This window comes from Campylobacter concisus (assembly GCF_003048445.1).
Lineage (GTDB): Bacteria > Campylobacterota > Campylobacteria > Campylobacterales > Campylobacteraceae > Campylobacter_A > Campylobacter_A concisus_BF.
The window spans coordinates 68167-88529 of sequence record NZ_PIQW01000010.1; the positions used below are offsets into that span (position 1 = coordinate 68167).

Annotated in this window: 20 protein-coding genes and 2 tRNA genes; 6 read left to right on the forward strand and 16 right to left on the reverse strand. The window is 34.0% G+C overall.

The features are described 5' to 3' along the window. Positions 1-5: 5 nt before the first annotated feature. The 7 genes from CVT14_RS07450 to CVT14_RS07480 form a co-directional block, all read right to left on the reverse strand. Positions 6-1244 (reverse strand): hypothetical protein, encoded by a 1239-nt coding sequence (locus CVT14_RS07450; RefSeq protein WP_107850024.1) that lies wholly within the window; start codon positions 1242-1244, stop codon positions 6-8. Positions 1245-1759: 515 nt separating this feature from the next. Next, the gene (locus CVT14_RS07455) at positions 1760-3022 is read right to left on the reverse strand and encodes a 5-methylcytosine restriction system specificity protein McrC (RefSeq protein WP_107850025.1); all 1263 of its coding nucleotides are present in this window, start codon (positions 3020-3022) and stop codon (positions 1760-1762) included. Then, complete coding sequence (locus CVT14_RS07460) at positions 3000-4757, reverse strand: McrB family protein (RefSeq protein WP_107850026.1); 1758 nt, start codon at positions 4755-4757, stop codon at positions 3000-3002. The genes CVT14_RS07455 and CVT14_RS07460 overlap by 23 nt, the downstream gene beginning before the upstream one ends. A gap of 99 nt (positions 4758-4856) precedes the next feature. Further along, entirely contained in the window at positions 4857-5309 is a 453-nt protein-coding gene (locus tag CVT14_RS07465; RefSeq protein WP_051257434.1) for a DUF1566 domain-containing protein, read from the reverse strand. Between the two features lie 29 nt (positions 5310-5338). After that, positions 5339-5821, reverse strand: coding sequence for a DUF1566 domain-containing protein (locus CVT14_RS07470; RefSeq protein WP_021089959.1), 483 nt, complete (start codon positions 5819-5821; stop codon positions 5339-5341). Between the two features lie 94 nt (positions 5822-5915). Then, the gene (locus CVT14_RS07475; RefSeq protein WP_035170201.1) at positions 5916-6119 is read right to left on the reverse strand and encodes a hypothetical protein; all 204 of its coding nucleotides are present in this window, start codon (positions 6117-6119) and stop codon (positions 5916-5918) included. 191 nt (positions 6120-6310) lie between these two features. Further along, positions 6311-6763, reverse strand: a complete 453-nt coding sequence (locus CVT14_RS07480) for a hypothetical protein (RefSeq protein ID WP_021089965.1) — start codon at positions 6761-6763, stop codon at positions 6311-6313. Between the two features lie 135 nt (positions 6764-6898). Here CVT14_RS07480 and CVT14_RS07485 point away from each other — a divergent pair, with 135 nt between their 5' ends. The 3 genes from CVT14_RS07485 to CVT14_RS07495 all read left to right on the forward strand — a co-directional run bounded on the left by CVT14_RS07485 (position 6899) and on the right by CVT14_RS07495 (position 9016). Then, entirely contained in the window at positions 6899-7330 is a 432-nt protein-coding gene (locus CVT14_RS07485) for a hypothetical protein (protein ID WP_002941319.1), read from the forward strand. 128 nt (positions 7331-7458) lie between these two features. Next, positions 7459-8385: a hypothetical protein gene (locus CVT14_RS07490; RefSeq protein WP_021089966.1), complete on the forward strand. Its 927-nt coding sequence runs from the start codon at positions 7459-7461 to the stop codon at positions 8383-8385. Between the two features lie 10 nt (positions 8386-8395). Further along, entirely contained in the window at positions 8396-9016 is a 621-nt protein-coding gene (locus tag CVT14_RS07495) for a hypothetical protein (protein ID WP_002941375.1), read from the forward strand. A gap of 128 nt (positions 9017-9144) precedes the next feature. Here the strand turns inward: CVT14_RS07495 and CVT14_RS07500 are convergent, their stop codons facing one another. After that, a complete protein-coding gene (locus tag CVT14_RS07500; protein WP_002941298.1) occupies positions 9145-9636 on the reverse strand; it encodes a hypothetical protein in 492 nt (163 codons plus the stop codon). Beyond that, a complete protein-coding gene (locus tag CVT14_RS07505; protein WP_002941287.1) occupies positions 9633-10175 on the reverse strand; it encodes a hypothetical protein in 543 nt (180 codons plus the stop codon). Before CVT14_RS07505 ends, CVT14_RS07500 begins: the two co-directional genes overlap by 4 nt. 194 nt (positions 10176-10369) lie before the next feature. Here CVT14_RS07505 and CVT14_RS07510 point away from each other — a divergent pair, with 194 nt between their 5' ends. From CVT14_RS07510 to CVT14_RS07520, 3 genes are all read left to right on the forward strand, one after another. Beyond that, the gene (locus tag CVT14_RS07510; protein WP_002941221.1) at positions 10370-11653 is read left to right on the forward strand and encodes a hypothetical protein; all 1284 of its coding nucleotides are present in this window, start codon (positions 10370-10372) and stop codon (positions 11651-11653) included. 97 nt (positions 11654-11750) lie between these two features. Continuing rightward, positions 11751-12308: a ClpP family protease gene (locus tag CVT14_RS07515; RefSeq protein WP_035170203.1), complete on the forward strand. Its 558-nt coding sequence runs from the start codon at positions 11751-11753 to the stop codon at positions 12306-12308. 1 nt (position 12309) lies between these two features. Beyond that, on the forward strand, positions 12310-13869 hold the full coding sequence (locus CVT14_RS07520) for a TraM recognition domain-containing protein (RefSeq protein WP_021089963.1): 1560 nt from the start codon (positions 12310-12312) through the stop codon (positions 13867-13869). Positions 13870-13907: 38 nt separating this feature from the next. On the opposite strand, the gene CVT14_RS07525 is transcribed toward CVT14_RS07520, so the two are convergent. From CVT14_RS07525 to CVT14_RS07555, 7 genes are all read right to left on the reverse strand, one after another. After that, positions 13908-15878: a double zinc ribbon domain-containing protein gene (locus tag CVT14_RS07525; protein WP_021089956.1), complete on the reverse strand. Its 1971-nt coding sequence runs from the start codon at positions 15876-15878 to the stop codon at positions 13908-13910. Positions 15879-15890: 12 nt separating this feature from the next. Next, entirely contained in the window at positions 15891-16442 is a 552-nt protein-coding gene (locus tag CVT14_RS07530) for a zinc ribbon domain-containing protein (protein WP_021089958.1), read from the reverse strand. Between the two features lie 96 nt (positions 16443-16538). Continuing rightward, positions 16539-17003 (reverse strand): hypothetical protein, encoded by a 465-nt coding sequence (locus tag CVT14_RS07535; RefSeq protein ID WP_035170206.1) that lies wholly within the window; start codon positions 17001-17003, stop codon positions 16539-16541. Next, positions 17000-18634, reverse strand: coding sequence for a phage integrase SAM-like domain-containing protein (locus CVT14_RS07540; RefSeq protein WP_021089962.1), 1635 nt, complete (start codon positions 18632-18634; stop codon positions 17000-17002). Before CVT14_RS07540 ends, CVT14_RS07535 begins: the two co-directional genes overlap by 4 nt. A 65-nt stretch (positions 18635-18699) precedes the next feature. Next, positions 18700-19983 carry a tyrosine-type recombinase/integrase gene (locus CVT14_RS07545; RefSeq protein WP_021089954.1) on the reverse strand — a complete coding sequence of 428 codons (1284 nt, stop codon included), beginning with the start codon at positions 19981-19983 and terminating at the stop codon, positions 18700-18702. Between the two features lie 144 nt (positions 19984-20127). After that, positions 20128-20218: transfer RNA gene (locus CVT14_RS07550), tRNA-Ser, on the reverse strand. A gap of 30 nt (positions 20219-20248) precedes the next feature. Continuing rightward, positions 20249-20324 (reverse strand) — tRNA-Phe (locus CVT14_RS07555). Positions 20325-20363 lie beyond the last annotated feature (39 nt).

Consider the following 20363-nt stretch of genomic DNA (forward strand, 5'->3'; position numbering starts at 1 on the left):
TAAATTTATAAAGACTGTAGCTCTAAATTACTATTTAGCTCTTGCACCTTAATCTCCACAGGAAAGGCTATACCAAAGTGTTCAAGCTCTCTTTTTAGCTTGATATTTGTATTTGCATGAGTTATGACTAGATTATAAATTTCTTCTTTTACTTGCCTTATCTCTTCTCTTGCAAGCTCTATTTCAATATTCTTTTTGATAAGCTCTTGATTAGCCTTGCAAAGCTCATTTTTAGCAGTTTGTAGCTCCGTCTCTTGAGCTTTATATAAGCTTTCTTGATCGCTAAGCCTTGTTCTTAGTGTTTGATTTTCAAGCTCTAACTCTTCTACCTTTACTTTTTGCTCTTCACTATATCCAGTAATGATCCCTATATATGTCTCATCTTTTTCAATGATAGCCTCTAGCTCTTCTAGTTTTTTCATAAGCTTATCATTTTCGCTAGCTACCCTAAAAGCTCTTAGTTTCTTATGCTTACTGCCACCATCTCCTTTTATCATTCCCAGAATTTCAGCATTTGTGTTATATACAGTTTTAAAAACGGTTTTGTAGTCCAAATTTGGATCAGTTGTATTCTTTTTGAATCTTTGCATTTGGTTTCTGCCATTTACTAAGCTATTCCATTCTACATGAGCATGCTTTTGAAATATTGGTTCAAACTCTTCATATTCGAGTTCAGCCCCTTTTTCATAGTATTGCTTACCATTTACACTCTCTTTTATATGTATGTAATAAGCTCTGCCATCCTTATCTGTAATGTATGTGCCACCTAGTTTGCCATTCTCATCATGAAATAGTGGAAATATCTCCTTATTATCGCTCTTTCTCAAAAGGTGTCCCTCATCACTATGAATGTATAAATTTATGGGTTCAATATTTAAAATTTTGCTTACTGCCTTTATGGATTTTAGTAAGTTTGATAGTTGCGTATGCTCGTTTAGTCCTATGACGCATTCATAGTGACAGTTTTGTTTTAGTGGCTTTTTACCTTTGTGCTTATCTACTAGCTTGATCTTACCAAGATGTGATACTTCATACTTCATCTCATCTCTTCTTTTTTGCCATAAGTCATCGAAGCTAAGCTTATTTAATCTTATGTGCCTCACGGGCTTTTTCAAGATGCCATATTTTTCGTTTAGATAGTATCCTGGCATTAGGTAGCCAGGTTTTTCTTCTCTACTATTGTGAGCATTTGTGCGGTCACTAGCTAGCTCAAATGTTATGTTTGCTTGTTGGTTTTTAAACATATTGCCTCTTTAAATTTAATATCTATTTATAGTAATTATATGTGTTTGGGCAAAAATCATTCGTCTAAACCATTTTATTGCCCAAATTGGTTTAGAGGGCTCTAAACCTTTGGGCTCTGCGAGGCTTTTTAATGTAAAAGAGAGATTTGACCTACATTCTTTTAAAATATAAGTCATATTCTAGAGCTAGACTAAATGAGTCCTTTATGCCTTAGCTTGTTTGTGCATCATCTGCTACATAGGCATTTTTCTAATCGCATATTTTACGTATTTTATTTTTTATCTTTAAAGCATATCTTTACAGTATGTTTCTCCGCTTAGCACTGCGACTACTAGCGGATCACTTGATGATATAGTGCCTTTTATCTTATATCCACATAGACAGCGATACTATCTTTTTTCTTTTAAAAGAACATCTTTGCCATATATCCTTCTATGGATAAAACAGCTTTTGTATCCAGCAATCTTATGGCCATAAACGCTGCAACCTTTATAATGTTTTCACATTATCTTTTTTATTTTATAGTTTCTAAAATCTTCTTAAGATACTTTTTAAATTTGTCAGCAGATGTTTTATTATCATTTTTTAATACACTGAGTATAAAAATTTTGTTTTCAGAACTATGTCTTATGATTCCTAACCCATTAAAGACGCCACTTTTAGCATAGATTAGAATTCCGGTGTTTGAACCAGCTTTCTTTGCATATCTTTTTATTTGTAGCAAATTCTTGCAATCAGTTTCACCTAAATTGGCATTACAAAAATGCCTATATTTAGCATCCAAAACGGCTAAAATTTCCCCTTTTTCGTCTTTTATCGCAAAATCAGGTCTCAAATTTGAGCCTGGAATTTTATACTGAGTCTCTAGGTTAAATTTACCGCCAAATTCGCCTAATACACTTCTTATGAGCCTCTCGACATAAAGTTCAAAAAGGTTGGGCGCATACAGTAAATAACCAAAATTTAGATTTTTGACGGCGCTTTCGTTCGTATATCTAGAATCTTGCAAAATGATAATCCTAGCGATTTGAAGAGCAATTTTGTAGTCTTTATAAAGCTCGTTCATAACGGATTTTGAGTTCAAAGCCGCATCTATATCTCTGATGCTTTTCATCTCGCCGTTAGCATTGGCTAGCAAAAAATTCTTTATTTCTTTGTCATAAAGTGCGAATTTAGTGTTTTTTCTAACCAAGATATCGTAAGCCCTTAAAAGTACCCTTGCGACCACTTCGTCAGGCACTCGCGAGCTTTTTCGGCTTGAAATTTTACCCGTAAAGGGCTGATCTTTTTTGATGAAATTTTTAACGTCAAGGCTTCCGTGCAGGGCGTAGTCTCTAAAAAGAATCTTTTTATAAACGCTTGGAAAGCCGCTTAGCTTGGCTAGCTTTAAGCGACTGATAAACGAGGCGTAAAGGACGTAGTCCATAGGGATGTCGCCGCTTGAGCCCGCGACGCTACCGCTAGATGTAAAAAATGCCGAGTCGATAGTTTTAAAAAGTTCGGCTTCTAGCTGCTTGCCAAAACGCGAGTTTATGATATACTCTTGCCCCTCAAAGGTAAAACGGCCTATATAGTTGCCGAATATATAGTTGTCATCTTTACACTCTTTAAGGATATAGTGCGCATCTTTGTCGTCTTTTATCTTTGAGTCAAATTTATCGTGCCGTCCGTTTAGAAATACTATGCCCGTCTTGCCCTGCGCCAGATCATTAAAGGTTATTTCTTTTTTATGATCTCTGGAATCACAAATCCTATTATCGTTGAATACATTTTCCATCTACAAAAATACCCTCGGCTATTTTTAGTTTTTTCTCTACTTCGCCGTCGCCAAACTGCGTTCTGATATATTCACGCAAGATCGGTTCTATATGCCTATCCCAAATTTGCTGCTCGCTCATTGTTTCCTTTTTGAGAAAATATGAGTGTCCAATCTCGTAAGCTCTGCCTAAATTTAAGCCACTATTTTTTTCGTATCTTTTTTTATTTTTTTCTTTGTCAGGCGTACTCGGAAATAAATTATTGTAAGCTTCATCTCTGTTTTCGGCATTATTGCAAGACTGAATAGATTTTATTTTTACCCTGGTTTCATCTTTGTATTCGACTATATATTTGAAATCATTGGTGATGTAGTTATTTAATTTTTTACATTTTTCTTTATAGTCGCTGTATTTTTTGTCCAAATCGCTTAAAACATCATAATCACATCTCATTAAGACCCACGCAAAGCGCCTTCTTAGAGCCAAGTCAAAGCAGTCGATGCTTTTATCCACGTCGTTCATCATACCTATGAAATATACGTTGCTCGGTATAGAAAACTCCTGCTTACTAAGTGCATAATTTTTAGTCTTTATGCTTTTACCTCGATAATTCTCCTCCAAAAGCGATAATGTCTCGCCAAATACCGCTGCTATGTCGGCTCTATTTATCTCATCAACTATAAAAAAGAAATTTTCTTTTTCGTTTTGCGCCGCTTTTAAGCAAAATTCTTTAAATATGCCGTTTGTCAAAGCTAAATTTAAATTTCCGTTTTGTATGCCGATCGGTTTTATGCCGTCTATAAAATCCTCGTATTCAAAGCCGCTGTGAAACTGTACCCATTCGGTTCTAGTACGGTTCGGATCTAAAATACCAAGGCAGTCTTTTACAAATTTTGTCTTGCCGGTTCCAGGCGCACCGTAGTAGATGATATTTTTTATACCATTTTGAGTTAATTCGTCAAATTCATCAGGAATACACCTAGGCAAAATGCCAAAAATATCCCTTAAAGCACCGCCATATTTTTCATATACTTCTTTCTCTTCATCTGTTAGTGTTTCTATAAATTTTCCAGTATCTATATATCCGCATCCATTTGAGGCCATTGTATTTAAATTTCTTGCTATGTAATTTTTAAATTTACAAATTATTCTATTAATAACAAAAAACTCTCTAAGTCTTTTAGCAAGTTCATCATCTACTGGCTTTACATTGCCATCTTTAATGTAAAAATTTACATCACCTTTTTGAAAGTATTCAAGTAGTCTTTGAAATATATTTAAGTAAAAGATCGTATGAGTATCTTTGATATTTAGTCCTTTTTTACAAATTTCTAAAATATCATAAAAAGCAGTGTATAACGTGTCAAAATCATCAAATTTAAGATCGCTAAGCTGGTGCAACAAAACTGAAAAATGTGTATTTGCTTGATTATTTATTTTATTTTTATCTATCCTTGTTTCTATCGTAAAATCTTTCAGCGGCTCAATATTTGCTCTATCTATTATATGAGTTATATCACTTATACTTAGAGCTTTTTGCGCATTATTATATATGTCTTCAAGACTCACTTTACTCCAGTCATCTACTATTGCAAGAGATTTATCTCCATATGGGCTTTCTTCACATATAACAATATTGTTTTTATCCTGATCCCAATCAAAATCCTTAAACACTTTCAAATTTCCCTTGCAGTCGACGATCCTACTAAAAATCTCATTTATCTTTAGTATCTGCTCAGCAGTAAAGTTATTCATTTTATTCTCCTAAATTTAAAAAGCTCCCACAAGGGGAGCAAAATGCTTTTCAAAGCACCGCCATTAAGTCCGGATTTCTCAAAAAAAAAATTTCAAAAATCAATCCTCTCGGACGCACCGCACGAAGAGGCGACAATAAACGCAGTTCCAGTCAGCGTAGCCAAGACTGAAACCCACGAACCACGGATAAGACGAGTCGACGGCGTATTTAGTTTGGCTCCAGTAATCTGAATATTTAGGGTCTGCTATGTATTTAAAAGCGGTATTTAGAGCGGGGTTATACCTACTATGATCCGCTATACTTAGTAGCTCCACTTTTGTTGGTAGCCTCCAGTCTTTGTATCCGGCTAGGCTTAATGTTTTGCAGTACTTTTGCGCCTCATCCCACGTTACTTTAAAGCCTTGCTTTTCATCCTGCCACATTAGTCTTCCTAGCTTTTTGTCGTTACATATCACTACGTTTTTATCGTTATCTCGGTAGCACGTAGGGCTTAGAGCTTCTGCGTGAAGTAAACCGCAAAGCAGCAAAGAAGCGGCTATATATCTTTTCATACTTTTTCCTTTATCTAAATTTTCAAAAATCAATAGTCCCGGACGCACCGCACGAAGCGGCGAGAGGAAACGTCGCGCCAGCCAACGAAGCCATCATTGGAATTCACGACCCACACACTAGACGAGGCGCCGGCACTTTTAGTTTGGCTCCAGTACCATCTCTCGCCTCTATGGTCCGTCGTCTCGTATGCGACGTTTTTAAAAGCTTTGTTTATAGCAGGCTCAAATCTAGTATCGTCCGTGATGCTTAAAAGCTCTTTTATCGTAGGCAAACGCCAGTCATTAAAGCCAGCAGAATTTAAATTTTCGCAGTAGTGAACGGCTTCGTCGTGAGTCATCTCATGTGGCGACAAATCACCATCTTGCCACATCAGTTTATATATATCGTCTTTGACAACTCCCAAACGGTCATCTCTGCTAAATCCAGTAGTTATATCGCCCACGACTGGGTTAAACGCAAATGCAGAGCCGCAACACAGCAAAAGCGTAAGAGTAAAGCAAATTTTCTTCATTTTCATCCTTCCTCATTAAAATTTCATTTGCAAAACTGTTTTTGTATCTGATATAAAAGCCGTAAAACAGTATCGCCACATCGACGGCTGCGACTTACCAGCTATTATGTCGAATTTGCTCGTTCGGATTTAAATCCGTTAAAAAACTAGCAAAAACTAAGCTACAGTATCCAAACATCTCTTCGCCATCGAAAGCTTTTTCGTAAAGTTGTACCGCCTTTTTACGGTCTTTTCCCGCATCTCCCAACTCAACACAAATTTCAAAATCACCATCTTGACACTTTTCTAGATCAGTCAAGCTTTGTGATCTTTCTGCTTTTATGCTTACACTTGCCCATAGGCAGTCCCACCATCTTTGACTTTCATAAAAAGCATTTTTGACATATATCCATCTATGGAAAGTGTAGCTTTGGCTTGAAGTAAATTTAAGCTAAGAGTTGTAATTACTAAAATCTTTAATAATATTTTTCATTGCTATCCTTTTCACAATTAGAAACTAAAAGTGTATTTTCCAGCATTTGTTGGTATTATTATCTCTAAAATTTTAGTCCTTTTTCTACAAAGAAATTCTGATCTGTGCTCATCGCTATATTTAAATTTTACCTTTCCATTTTCTTTAACTGTATGATTTAGCATTGCATTTTGCATTTCTGATGGCGTAGAGTAAGCTCTGTTAAAAACTCTACCAGAAATCACTTTATTCATTGTAGCTGTTATGTCTATCAATATACAATCGGCATTTCCTTTATTTACTATGATATTAGGATAGTCTACTACTAGTGTGCCATCATAAGTAGATGTAATTATCATATTAACTCCATTTGCCACTCCAAAAGCATCTTGTGCGGCATGATCATTTTCTAGCTCAACCTTCATCGGTGCAGCCCCAAACATAGCTAATGGCAAGCTAGCTATTAGCAAACTTAAAAACATTTTTTTCATAACAATCTCCTTATTTGAAATTCATTCATTAGGTTAAAAATCATATAGGAATTATTCTTATTGAATACTTAATTCATATAGTATTTTTTTATCAACTATACTTCTTAAATTTAGAGCAATTTTAAAGAGTGTAAAATGCAAATTTATGAAAGAATAAATGCGATCCTAAGAAGTAAAAAGTTAAAGAAAAAGGACTTTGTCCAAAAATTTATAGATCTTGAACCTAGGCTAAAAAGCACAGGTGAAGTGCCGTCTCTGCCATCTATATACAACTATCTCAATGGAAATAGAGAGATCAAAGCCGAGCTTATACCTTATATAGCAAAAGCCCTTGAAGTAAGCGAACAAGAGCTTTTTATAGACGACCTTAACATCTCAAGCTTTTTAAAAGATATGGTCAATAAATGTAATTACAATGATAAAGAATATGAAAATTTACAAAACATAAGTCGTATAATAGACCTTTGTCAATATGCTTCAGAACCACTCTTATCAAGGCTAATAGAAATTCTAGAGAAAAACAAAGAGCAAACGCTAAGACATATGAGGGATATTTCTCTTTTATAACCACCTTCTACTCGCCGCAAAGATAACCATACCTAGAAACTATGTAGTTAGAATAAATTTTATATTAAATAAAGTTCGTATTGAATAATATACTTGTAAATTTTTACTTATAGAAAAAGGAGTTCTTAATGAAAAAGGCATTATTTATTGTATGCTTTTTGGCCAGTATGGTGTATGGATTAGAAAGAGGTTCTACTAGCAATTTCAAATACATTATAGACACAGGTGTTCAATCAATCTATGTTCTTAACGGTAACTTGTCGTTTCAGCTTGTTTTTAACTTTTTTGATTCGCAAAGAAATGAGAAGGATGACTTTGAGGGATGTTACGACTACCGCAATATGGGTGAGGTAATAGTAGATGGACAAAAGGCAGAATGCGCCAAAAATGGTAAAGACATTGAGTGCTTCAAAAAAGATGGATCTGGCAATAAAGTAAAAGCTCTTGTAATAACACCAATACAATACAATAAAGATAAGCCACAAGATTCGAGCTATTGCGTAAAGACACAAAACGAATGTTTGCCTCTCACAAAGGTTTTGGAGCTGAAGTCTATGTTTGTAAAAAACTATGATATTAAGCTTACACCGGATGAGGAAGATCTGATTAGAAATATGGATGTGTGTTATACGGGGCCGTATGGTGTTTTAGATAGTTATAGAAAAAGTAGTTTAAATTCCAGTGAGCATATGATAGGTCATACAAATATTTACTTCTCTTCACCAGACATAGCGATCGAAGACACTTTAAGCTATATGAATACTACTGGTAATGCAGTAGGAGATTATAGATATGTAAAGATGATAAAAGATGGTAAAGAAAAGGATATCCAAGACTTTTTTACGGTTGATAAGGAAAGTTTAGAGAGACTATTGGGCGAAAAAGGTGTTATAGATCTTAGTTGCGGTAGGTCTTGTTTTGTTCAGAATATGTATATATTTAATGGAAAAATGTATGTGGAACAACGTTATGGTGATCCCAAAGTAGTGCCATATAGATTCATAGAAGATATACTGTCAAAAGAAGGTAGTAAATACATCAAAAGATATTACTAAAGGATTAGAAATGTCTATTGCAATTACAATATTAATATTTTTTGTAGTTTCAGTTGTTATTTATGGTATGTATGAAAAATCTTTTAACAAATGTCTTAACCTCGGTCCTAATGAGTTTGTAGAAAGAAAATTTTTGTTAAAAGCAAGTTCCTTGGACCTTAGTAAAATATTACTTGGACTAATATTTTTTACTATAATTATAGTAGATTTAGTTGAGCATTTTTTTAACAATCCTATCTTAGCTTTTTCTGCTGGCGCAATTTTTTTTATTTTGTATGCCATATATATAATGAAGACATTTATCTTTTATATAGGAAGTGGAATAGTTATAACACAACAAAGGGTTATAGTGATTAAATCATTTAAGCCAACTAGCTTTAATATAGATGAAATACTATATGCCAAAGTTTCTGAAAAAGACGAAAGAGCTATGAAAGATGAAATGGCGATAAAAGATGAGATAACTAAAAATGCAATAACTATAATGGACATAAATGGCAGACAAGAGACAATAGAAAATTTTCCTGATGCAAATATAGTTAGACTGGAGATAATGCAAATTCAAAGCATGCGAGCACGGGAGTTAGAACGAGAGTTGGAACGTTTAAAATCGCAAAACAATCAAAACTAAATTTAGTATATTTGCTACTTTAGGCACTATATAAATGCTTAAAGTAGCATAAATCACTTTTATTTTGCTAGATCACATATAACCTTGTAGCCTTTTTCATTTTTACTCCTTAATAAAATTTGTTTTACCTATTTACTCCACTCTTTAGGGGCCTCTTGTAGTCTCTTCCATTTGACAGACGAGTCACATACGGAGAAATCACCAAGTTCTATTCTTTTTTTAGATTCTAAAGTCTTATAAAGCATTATGCTTTGTGGGTTACCTGGCAAGACATAATCTTTGCTGCTTACACGGATCGCTCCGGTTTGGGAAGATACATTGAGTAATTTGTGATAACATTTTTCTAGCGTCGCATATTCATCATTTCTTTCAATGTAAGGACTTATAAAATCAGTCTTAACTGGGAAAATTTCTAAGTAATAATAAAAAGTCTTATTTCCATTTCCCACAAAATCGACCTCAGGACCATAAGAAATATGATAGTATATTCCGCTATCAGAACTTATTTGCGATTTGGCGGATCTATCTGTTTTTTGCGTTTTGCCACCTTTGCTTAGTGACGTTGCACAACCACTTAAAAAAAATATTGCTAAAAAAGCAAGTGCTAAATTTCTAATCATCTCATTTTCCTCTTTTTGTTTTTAAGATATATTACTGAGTAATCTTCTTCAAAAAAGTTTCTACGAAAATCCGCAGAAATCCAGCCTCTATTGTCTGCTTCGCTTATGTCAAGTAAAGGAAGTTTTTTTAGCTCCTTTTCGTAGCTTGCTATCGGACTACTTTCTGAAATAACTCTACCTGTTGCTTTATCAATATGCCACACGCTCAAATAAGTTGACATCATATTATTACTGCAATTAATGGTAGCTATTCTTTGTATACTTGGATATTTTGTTTTAGATGGGTCTTCTACGTATAAGCTTGAATCCCTGCTAAGACTTTTATATGTATATTCATAGTTAAAGTCCACACCATTACTATCTCTTACATATATAGATCTTGAGTTTGTAATAATAGGACGACATACTGGCTTCTTTTTGGGAGCCATAAATTCATTCATGTCTTGTGCTATACCATTGACTAAAGCCTCCAGAAAAGCTGCATTGGCATTGGTGCCTATCAGCAATATAAATAAGGTAAATGCTATATTTTTTACCATAACTCCTCCTAATAGTTTTACTATGTGAATAATTATATCTAATTTTATATTTATTTGAATAATTTTTACTATTTATTTACGACTTGAATATTTTTGCTTTGTTTTTTGGAAAACTAATAAAAATATAGGTAAAATTTTGGTGGATGTAGTCTATTGAAATACTATAGGTCTATAAAAAACTACAAGGATAAAATATGTCATTCGAGGTCGAATATAAACTTTTTAATGGTAGAAGCAAAAAGAAACCAAATAATAACCTAAAAATATCTCAAAAACCTATTTTAAACTCTGTTGTAAATACATATGCACTTTCTCTTTTTGTTGGTAAATTTTATGATTTTAGTAAAAATGACCATGCTCTACTTGAAAAGGTAGTCAATAAAGAAAGAGATAAACAGACTGAAAAATTTATGGATGAAGTTTGCAAAGTTTGTGGCAAAGACGAAGATCTAATAGTAAATGTGCCAAGACTTCGTGGCTACATCAAAAATTTTGATGAAAAAATAGACAGCAAAAGAAAGCAGATAAATAAAAAGCTAAAAAAAGTATGTGAAGAGTATGCACTTATAAAGCTAGATAAAAATTTAGTACCGAGCCAAAAACAGCATATAAATGATAAAAATAGTTACATCCTAGCTCCAAATGAATACCTAGAAAAGCATGTAAAATCTCTAAAAAGTAGGTCAATGGTTGATGATAAAAAATTTGCATATATGCAAGACGCTGCTTTTATAATGATGTGTTTAAACTCAGGGGAGTACTTTTGGAAGGGCGAATACGAAGACTTTCCAAGTAGCCAGCCAGATGACTTGACATTTTATCTTTCAGGCTATGTTTATGAAGAGGCAAAAGTTCAGAGATTTTTAAAATCCATGAATGTTTTGATCATAAAAAGAGGCTTTGTGATGGGACTAGATAAGGACAATCAAGCACTAGTTTTTAGCAATATGGGATCTAAAATTTTTAAGTTTGAAATTTTTAAAGATAGATATGTAAGTTTTAGAGAAGATGATGCTTTGGTTATATTTTCACCCGCATTTTTTGGTAACTTTGATCAAATTTATGATGAAATTTGGAAGATAAAGCAAAATGTGATAAAAATAAAAAATACCCCTACTAAAAAGAGCTTAAGATCTTTAGATGATAGCTTGCTTTTAGACCCCGAGCTTATATATAAATCCCTTAAAGATGAAAATATCTTTGTATTAAGCAAATTTAAAAAAGAGTTAGACAATCTAAAAAATGATCTTTCTTACAAAAATTTTGAAATAAACAAAGATAGATACGCAAGGCAGTGGCTTATAGATGATATCTACGGACTATATCTTGCCACGCATGCTCCTTTTAGATACAAAAACTCTAAAGAGCTAGCTAAAATTTACTTCGAGGATATTCTTGGAAAAAGCTTAAATTTATTCATCGATGAAAAAAGATCTCCTGCTTTAGGACATCACATAGACGATCTAGAGCTTTTATAAACTACCAAGCCACCGGCTCTAGAAGCAATAGGTGGAATTTAAAGACTCATCTACTATCTTAAACTTCTCTCACAAAAACCAAAAACAAGGAGAGAAGATGGCAGAGTTTGACAAGCTAAATTTCAACGACATTCACATGAGCTTGCTAGCTGATAGAAATATCTTTTTATATGGGCAGATCGATCAAGAAATTTGCCTAACTACACAAAAGACACTTTTGTATCTTGACAGTGTAGATCAAAGTGACATAAACATATACATAAGTGGCCCTGGAGGCTCGATATATGATGGCTTTGGACTAATCGACTTTATGAAGACCATAAAATCACCAATAAATACATTTTGCGTGGGGCTAGCTGCCTCTATGTCTGCACTCATATTTTTAAACGGAGATAAGCGCTATATGTTGCCAAACTCAAGCCTCATGCTTCATCAGCCTCTTGGCGGTGCATCAGGTCAGGCAAGCGACATAGAGCTGATCGCAAATCAAATTTTAAAAATCAAATCAAAAATCAATGAGATGATAAGGGCTAATAGTAACCTAAAAATAGCAAAGATAGAACAGCTCACCGATAGAGACTGCTATATAGACGCATCATCAGCCATCGCTTATGGCCTAGCTAATGAAATAATACCAACTAATAAAGGAGAATAATATGTCAGTTTTTTCACTAATTAATAATACAAAAGGTGCAGCCCTCTGTGCTGCTTCAAACGCTCTTAGCATACCTATTAACTTTACGCATGCGATGATAACAGGGCAAACAGGTTGTGGCAAGACCACTTCAGCGATCCTACCAGCGATGGATGAGCGTATAAAAGTAGGGCATGGGATGCTTGTCTTTGACTACAAAGGAGTTGAGCATAAAAAGGTTAAATTTCTAGCCAAGAAGCATGGCAGGCTAAAAGATGTCGTAATGATAAATGTCCCATGGGGAAACAAAATAAATATAATGGATGATGCAAGTGAGAGTTTATTGATGAATTTCTTTCAAAAGACATTTGGCACAAAGCGTGATCCATTTTGGGGAAATTTAGCGGCAAATATCGCTACAAAGTCCCTTTCAACGATGAAGGCGATATGTGACCTTACGGAGCAAGGTTTTTGCACCCCATATATAGAAAATAGAGCAAAAGATATAAAGCCAAGCTTTGCAAATTTATGCAAATCAACCCAGCAGCTAGGTGACTTTAAAAAATTTTATGCCTTAGTTAAACTGGTAGATGATCATGTAAAAAGCGACACGGCATTTGCAAAAGGTATAAGTAAAAGAAGACATTTGGCTAGCTCTTTAAATGAGAAAATTTGGGCATTAGGCGAGTTTAATGAAAAATCTGAAAATTTCATACAAGCTTTTAAGGAGTATGAGGGTGTAAGAAATGATGAAGAGTCACAAAAAGCAAGACTTTTTTCAAACTACACATTTATGCTTTTTGCCTTGCAAAGCATAGCTGATGATGAGATGCTAAACTATCATGGCAATAGCATAAGCAAGCTACTAAATGAAGGAAAGATAGTCGTTGTAAATTCTCAAGGGCTAAAAGATAGTGCGGTAGAGCTTATGCTAAATTCCACCCTTTCAAATATGGCGCAACGCATAGCAAACGAAGAGAAGGTGCCAGTTAGTATCTTTATAGATGAAGCACAGCGTGTGCTAAATCCATCGACGGACCTGCACGCTGACGTGCTAAGAGAGGCTAGGGTCGAGCTAATACTCGCCTTTCAAAACGAAGACGTGCTAAAAAGTAGCCTTGGTAGTGACTCAAGATATAAAGAGCTGGTGGGAAATTTAACCAATCAATACTTCTTTAAAAACTCGGTCAGACAATATGCCAGCGGAGAGGATAAGGACTTTAGCAAGTTAAAAAAATTTGAGTATTACCACGATGGTAAAATTTATAAAGCCTCGCCTATATTTATAGATGAAAATGACCTTTTAAAGGCTGAGCTAAGCTACCAAAAAGAGCTTGGTATCGGTAGTAGTTTTACTAATGTAGATCTTGGAGATAATGAAATTTTGGTATATAACGAGCAGCTATTTAAAAGGCGCTCTTTACTCATAAAGCAAGACATAGTGACAAAAAAGAAGTCTGAAGTGCCAGTGCTAAATCAAAAACTTGACGCGTTACTTAAAAGACTAAATGCTTTAGTTCAAGAAGCAAACGATGCAAGCGAAGCAAATGATGAAGATAAAGATCTCTGGCAGTTTTTATAAGATGTAAATTTACTCATGGGAGAGCTTCCCATGAGTGTTTAATTGCTAAAATATTGATTAAGTATATCTAGTGCTTTCTTGTCGCCCAGTTTATAGTATGCTTTGTTTAGCGCATCTTGTGCCTCTTGCTTTGCATTGGTATAATTGCCATATTTGCATAATATTTCGCCTAAATTTGTGCATCCCCTAGCATAGTTGTAGTCATAACAAGACTTTTTGAAGTAAGAGTATGCGTTTTGCATATTTTTTTCAAAGCCAGCGCCATCTCTATAGTTTACGCCAAGATAGTTACAACCTCTACCACTTCCTGCGTCACAAGCTTTTTTATTATATTTATTAGCCAAAGTTAGATCTTTAGTTATCCCATAACCATATTTATAGTTATAACCAAGACTTGCACATCCATCAGCATCGTTATTTAGATCGCAAGCTTTTTGATAGTATTTATTGGCCTCTTTAAGATCCTTTTTTATACCATCACCTTCCCCGTATCTATCACCAAGGATAAAGCAGCTCTTGCCATCTTTTAGATCGCACCCTTTTTTAGCAAATTCGATAGCTTTTTTTAGATCCTTAAAGATGTTTGCGTCATCCTTAAAAAGTTCACTTGCATACCCACAAGATTTAGCCATACCAAGATTACAAGCTTTTTCATAATTTATGGCTGCACTATCTATCTTTTTTTCAAGCCAATATAGATTGGCTAGATTTTGGCAAGCAATACCAATATTAAGATCACAAGCTCTTTGAAAAAACTCTTTTGCTTTATCTATATCCACCAAGACCCCATCTCCATTTTTATAATTAATGCCTAAATTATTACAAGATCCGCCATCTCCTAAATTACACCCCATTTCATAATATTCATTTGCTTTCTTGTAATCACCCTTGTTGTTGTATTCTAATCCCATTTCAAAGCAAACAAGACTATTGTTTAGAAGGCATCCATGTTCGCCGTTAAAAACTGTATTTGCTTTAGAGGCATCAACATTTTTATATATCTCATAAGCTACTTTTATATTTTTTTCAGAGGGATTACCTTTTAGTAGATTGCCAGCTAAAGCCTTGCAAGCTTCTTTGTTATTATTATTACATAGCTTTGTATAGATCTCATTTGCATGCTCTAGGTCGTTTTTTTGTTCATAATCTTTAGCCAGTTTTATGCAGCCATCGCTTATCCCTATCTCGCAAGCAATTTTTGCATCGTCTTCAAGTGCTTTTTGCTTATCGCAAGCTTGCGTATTATCTAATTTGCAAGATGTTTTGTAGTATTCATAAGCCTCTTTATAATCTACATTTTTTATCTTCTCTAAAGTAAAACTACTAGTTTGATAGTCGCCATGTTCATAAATCAGGCCTAGTTGATAGCAGGCTTTAGAGTCAGATTTGCACTTCTCTTTTAGAAGACTTATTGCTTTGTCTGCATACAGCTTTGCTGCAGTGTCATGCTCCTTTTCATAAAAGTATGCCAACTTCATACAACTATCACCATTTTGATTTTCGCATTCATTTTCTAGACTATAAATTTCATATCTACTTGGATTTCCTAAGAATATAAATGCAGAAGCTACCGCTACAGCAAGTATAAAAATAGCTATAGCATATATAAATTTATAGTTTTTTATATGCTTTTTTAGTTGCTCTTTGTTTTCTCTTTTTTTAGCTTCCTCAGCAAGTCTAGATTCTTCTAACTCACGCTGTCTTTGCTCTCTCAAGCGAATTGCCTCTTCTTCTTTTTCTTTTCTTAGCTGCTCCTCTCTTGCTTCTTCTTCTAACTTTCGCAGCCTTTTTCTTTCATTCTCTTCTTGCTCTTTAATGATCTCTTTTTTGGTTTTTGGCATAAAGTGCAAAGTTTCACCACAAAATCTACACTTGGTGGCATTTGTCTTTACTTCTTCTTTACAAAAAGGGCACTGCGTTTTTAGTTGTGTATCGCAGATTGGACAAAATTCCAAGTCCTTTTCTATTTCTTCAGCACAAAAAGGACATTTGACTAGATTGTTATTCATGCCCAAATCCTACTAAAAAAATAGTCTTAGAGATATCAATTGTGCAATAAGCAATACTAAAAATGCACCAATTGCCCAGCCATAATTAAATTTAACTGTTTTTACTGGAAGAACCTTATTTGCTATTGCACCAGCTATGATTTGTGCCACGGTCAAACCGATTGAATAAACCACATAAACAATATTAATCATTTCCATACTATCATTTTTTATGCCTATACTAATCAAGAAGTATAATAAAACTGTTGATATAGTTGCTAGAGATATATATAGCAGGTTATCATATCCAGTATAGTATAGAGGCCCAAATATAAATGCCCAAAAGTTAAAACCTTGTGGCTTTAGGATTACTTCTCCATCCCATGTTCTTATAAAACCAAGCGGGATTTCATTACTATTTGCTTGGTTTTGATATGGGAAATTATTCGCCATATTTTTTTGGCTATTCATTTTTTCTCTTGCTTGGTTTTTGGCTTCCTCATTTAAGAAGCTACCACAAAATCTGCATTTAATAGCATCTTTGTTAATTGTCTCACCACAAAATGGACAAAATTTAGTCTCCATACTACATTCCTTTTTTATTTTTAAAGAATAGAATTATTCAAAGTGAATAATTCTATTTAACTTTTACTAAGCTCATTCTTAAAAATAAGCATAGCTTTAATAAATATAAGAAGGCATGGACTGCTTGAAGCCATATTGCATATCTAAGCCTTGTGGTATTTTAAACTTGTCTAGAATTTTTTTAAGCTCATCAAGTTTTTTATTGAATTTTTGATAAATTTCGTCAAATTCCTCTTTGTCTGTGCAGCCTATGGACTGACAAAAGAGCCCAACTAGCTTGCCCCTGATCTTAAAGACTTCATCGTATAGCTCTTTACAAAAATCTAATACATTTTGGTAAGTCCATGCCTCGCCTTGTTCGCCACCTATTGTGAAATCACTCGTTTCTGTAGTAAATTCACCAAGAGATGAACCGCTTAAAACAAAAGGGCATTCTTGTTTTAAGCCCATGATCATCGCATCAAGCCAATCATTAACAGTCTCAAACGGATCATCAAATATATAAAGTTCGTCTGAGTAAGCAGGTCTGAACAAAAGTTCATTGTTATGAATTATTATCATTTTTTGTCCTTTTTATCCTTTTTATTATTTTTATTTGATTTAATGTGTGGTATTTTATTGCTTGGTATATCTAAGTATTTGAAAATACCTGAATATTCATCAAATGCTTTTATGTCTCTTAGTTTAGGTTTCAAAAGTTGAGATTGGGCGTATATGTCAAGAGCGTCGGAGAGATTGTAGCCCATCATTCCCCTAACTAGGTCGTTATATTCTTCAAGATTCTTTCTATTGTTTTTATTTGTATTGTGACCTAATTCATCTGCAACATTTACAATGGAGTCACTTATGTTGTTTATTTGATCGTATTCTACTAATTTCTTAGCAAAGTTGCCTCTCAAGCGATGATCACTAACTTTTTTATCACTTATAACTTTTTTTATGCAGCCATTGGCTTTTTTATTAAAAGACTTTATTGTAGGGTATTGTTCTTTTATGGCTTTAACCCATTTATAATTATGTAAGTCTTTGATATTTTCATGTAGGACAATTACTCTTTTGGATTCGCTACTGTATTTGCCTTTTGCTGTATCTATAATGACGCAATTATATGTTTGCCCATCTATTGTCTCTGTTATGAAACTATTTTCATTTAATCTAAAGAATTCTTCCATACGAAGTCCAACATGTAGTTTGAACCGAAAATAGTCTAATATTTCTTTTTCTATACCATGTTGTCCTGAAAATAATAATCCTAATTCATCCACAGTGAAATTTCGCTTAGTAGTTTTTTTATTAATGCGAAAACGTACAAGTGATGTCTTGCTAAAATAGTTAGTTTCAATAAGACCTAAATTTACAGCTCTTTCAAAAATTTTTGAAAGAAAGCCAACTATATTATTCACTCTTTTTTCGCCACGTTTTCGTGTTTCATCTTTAGAATCTAAAAGACTATATTGGAATTTTTCAGCTACATTTAAATCTATATCATTTATCCCAATGCTTTCACCATCAAGAAATTCTTGAAGTAGTTTTGATACCAATCTATATTCTTTTTTTGTGCTTTCACTAAATTTTTGTTTTGATCCAACACTTTCTAAATAGTTTTCAACTAAATCTTCTATCGTTGTTATATTTAGTGAATCTTTGTTAGGTTTGATTGGCTTTAATTTGGTTTTCTTTTTCTTTTCGTTATAGTTTAATATCTCTGACACGATATAATGTGGTATAAAAGTACCAAAAACAATAAGCCCACCTTTTACCTCTACTGTATTGCCACTAGGATTTTTTTTAGCATTCTTTTTCTTGTGGGCTGGTTTTTTCTCTGGTGTAGCTGGACAAAAACTATTTATTAACTCCTCTATAGGCAGATCATCATCTATTGGGACGGCAGGTCTTGGGGTAGTATCGGCCTTGAATTTTAAGGCACTAAGTCGCTCATTTATTATCTTATCAAGCTTTTTAGCTCCAGGCAAATGGACAGAGTATGGAAATAGACCAAAAAGATTAAAGCATATTTTTAGCCAGTAATCTTTATTCTTATCACTTGTGGCTCTCTTATATCCCTTTGTGAGACAATATTTTATATCATCAGATAGTTCTTTTACCTTATCTTGATAATAAAACTTTATTCCTAGATGATTTAATTCATTAAAATCATCAACTTCAAGTTGCTGTTTAATTTCTTTTCTCATAAAAATCCTTTAATAGAATATTTATATATAATTATACCTATCAAGTTAAATATTTTAGGATATTTTTAAATAATTAGTAAATAAAAAATATCAAGTCCCTTTAATGCCTCTTTTTTGGCCTTCAAGGACACTCCTTTTGCATATGTATCAGTTGCTAGGTCTGTGCTATGACCCAAAAGAACGGAAGTAAGATCTGCTAGAGAATTTTCCAAACAATAGTCTTTAATGGCCTTTGCGAAATTGCCACGTAGCCTGTGAAAACTAACATTTGTACTTGGGATAGATTTGTGGATATGTCTATTTAGGCGTTTTCCAAAATAATCACTACTCTCTTTTCCTTTCTTGATTTGCTCTAGCCACTTTAAATCACCCAAATACTCAATATTCTTATGTAGCGGAATTTGCCTATATTTGCTAACGCCTCCTTTTTGCTTGGCAGTCTTAACATTTATAAATTTTATGCCATCTTCTTCGCCTACACTTTTGCTATCAAGTTGCCAAATTTCATTAAACCTTAGCCCAGTATGAAGAGCAAACATCATATAGTTTCGTAGATCAAGCCTTTTTGTAGCAAAAACTATTTTTAATTCATCTAGGCTAAAGTTGTCTTTCGGCGACTTCTCGTCGGCTGAAATTTTAAAAGATGTAAGCATTTTAAAAGGATTGGTCGTGAGCTTGCCCATCTTTATGGCATAGTCAAAGAGCCTTTTTGAGTAAGATGTGTAGTTGTTGATGGTCTTTTTATTAAGCTTTTTGTTTGCTAGGGTTGTTTGGAAGTTTTCAGCGTCGCTGTAGCTAAACTCTTTACCTTGATGATCTTTAAAAAACTCATCCAAGAGCTTGCCAGTCTTAATATAATAGCCCTTGGTCTTATCGCTAGATTTTAGCTTTAAACACTCTGTTTGCACATATCTTTTAGCTACTGCTTCAAAAGATAGCGGTGTGGTTTCTTTTGGGTTTAAAGATTCGTCCAATAATGTTTTGAGCTCTTTTTCAAGCTTTCCTTCTGGAGCTACTAGATTATAAAATTTAGCTATCACCTCTTGTGAGAGCTCTTTATATTCGCTAACATCTAAAAATATGCCATTTTGTTTAATGCGCCGCTCATTTTGCCTTTTAATGTTTATTAAGGCTCTTAGACTTTTAGAGTTTGCATGTGTCGTGGTTATCTTTTTAGAAAGAGCTTCGTTGGCTGCAGCTTTTATAGAATTTGCTAGTCTTACTGCCTCATCTAGATCTTTTGTGAAAAGGCAAAATTTAACAGTTAGCTTTTTGCCATCTTTAAGAGCAGTGTCAAAAAAGTAGAAATTTGGTCTATTAGGAACCCTTGTGATCAATCTAGAGCTCATAGAATGATCCTAGTTTCTGTAACAAAAGTGCAAATTTTCTGTAACAAAGCTGATTTGTCTGGAATTTAGGACAAAAATATCTGCTAATAAATGTGGTTAAAACACCGAAATTTAGGGAAGTTGGAAAGAAAAATATTGTATTGGTGGCGGACAGAGAGGGATTTGAACCCTCGAGCCCCGATTAAGAGCTGCACCCTTAGCAGGGGTGTGGTTTCAGCCGCTCACCCATCTGTCCACGTTCATGAAAAATTTTATTAAAAAGAAATGGTGGTTAGAGGCAGAATCGAACTGCCGACACGCAGATTTTCAGTCTGCTGCTCTACCGACTGAGCTATCCAACCACCTTGATAAAAGAAATTGGATTATACATTTTAAATATT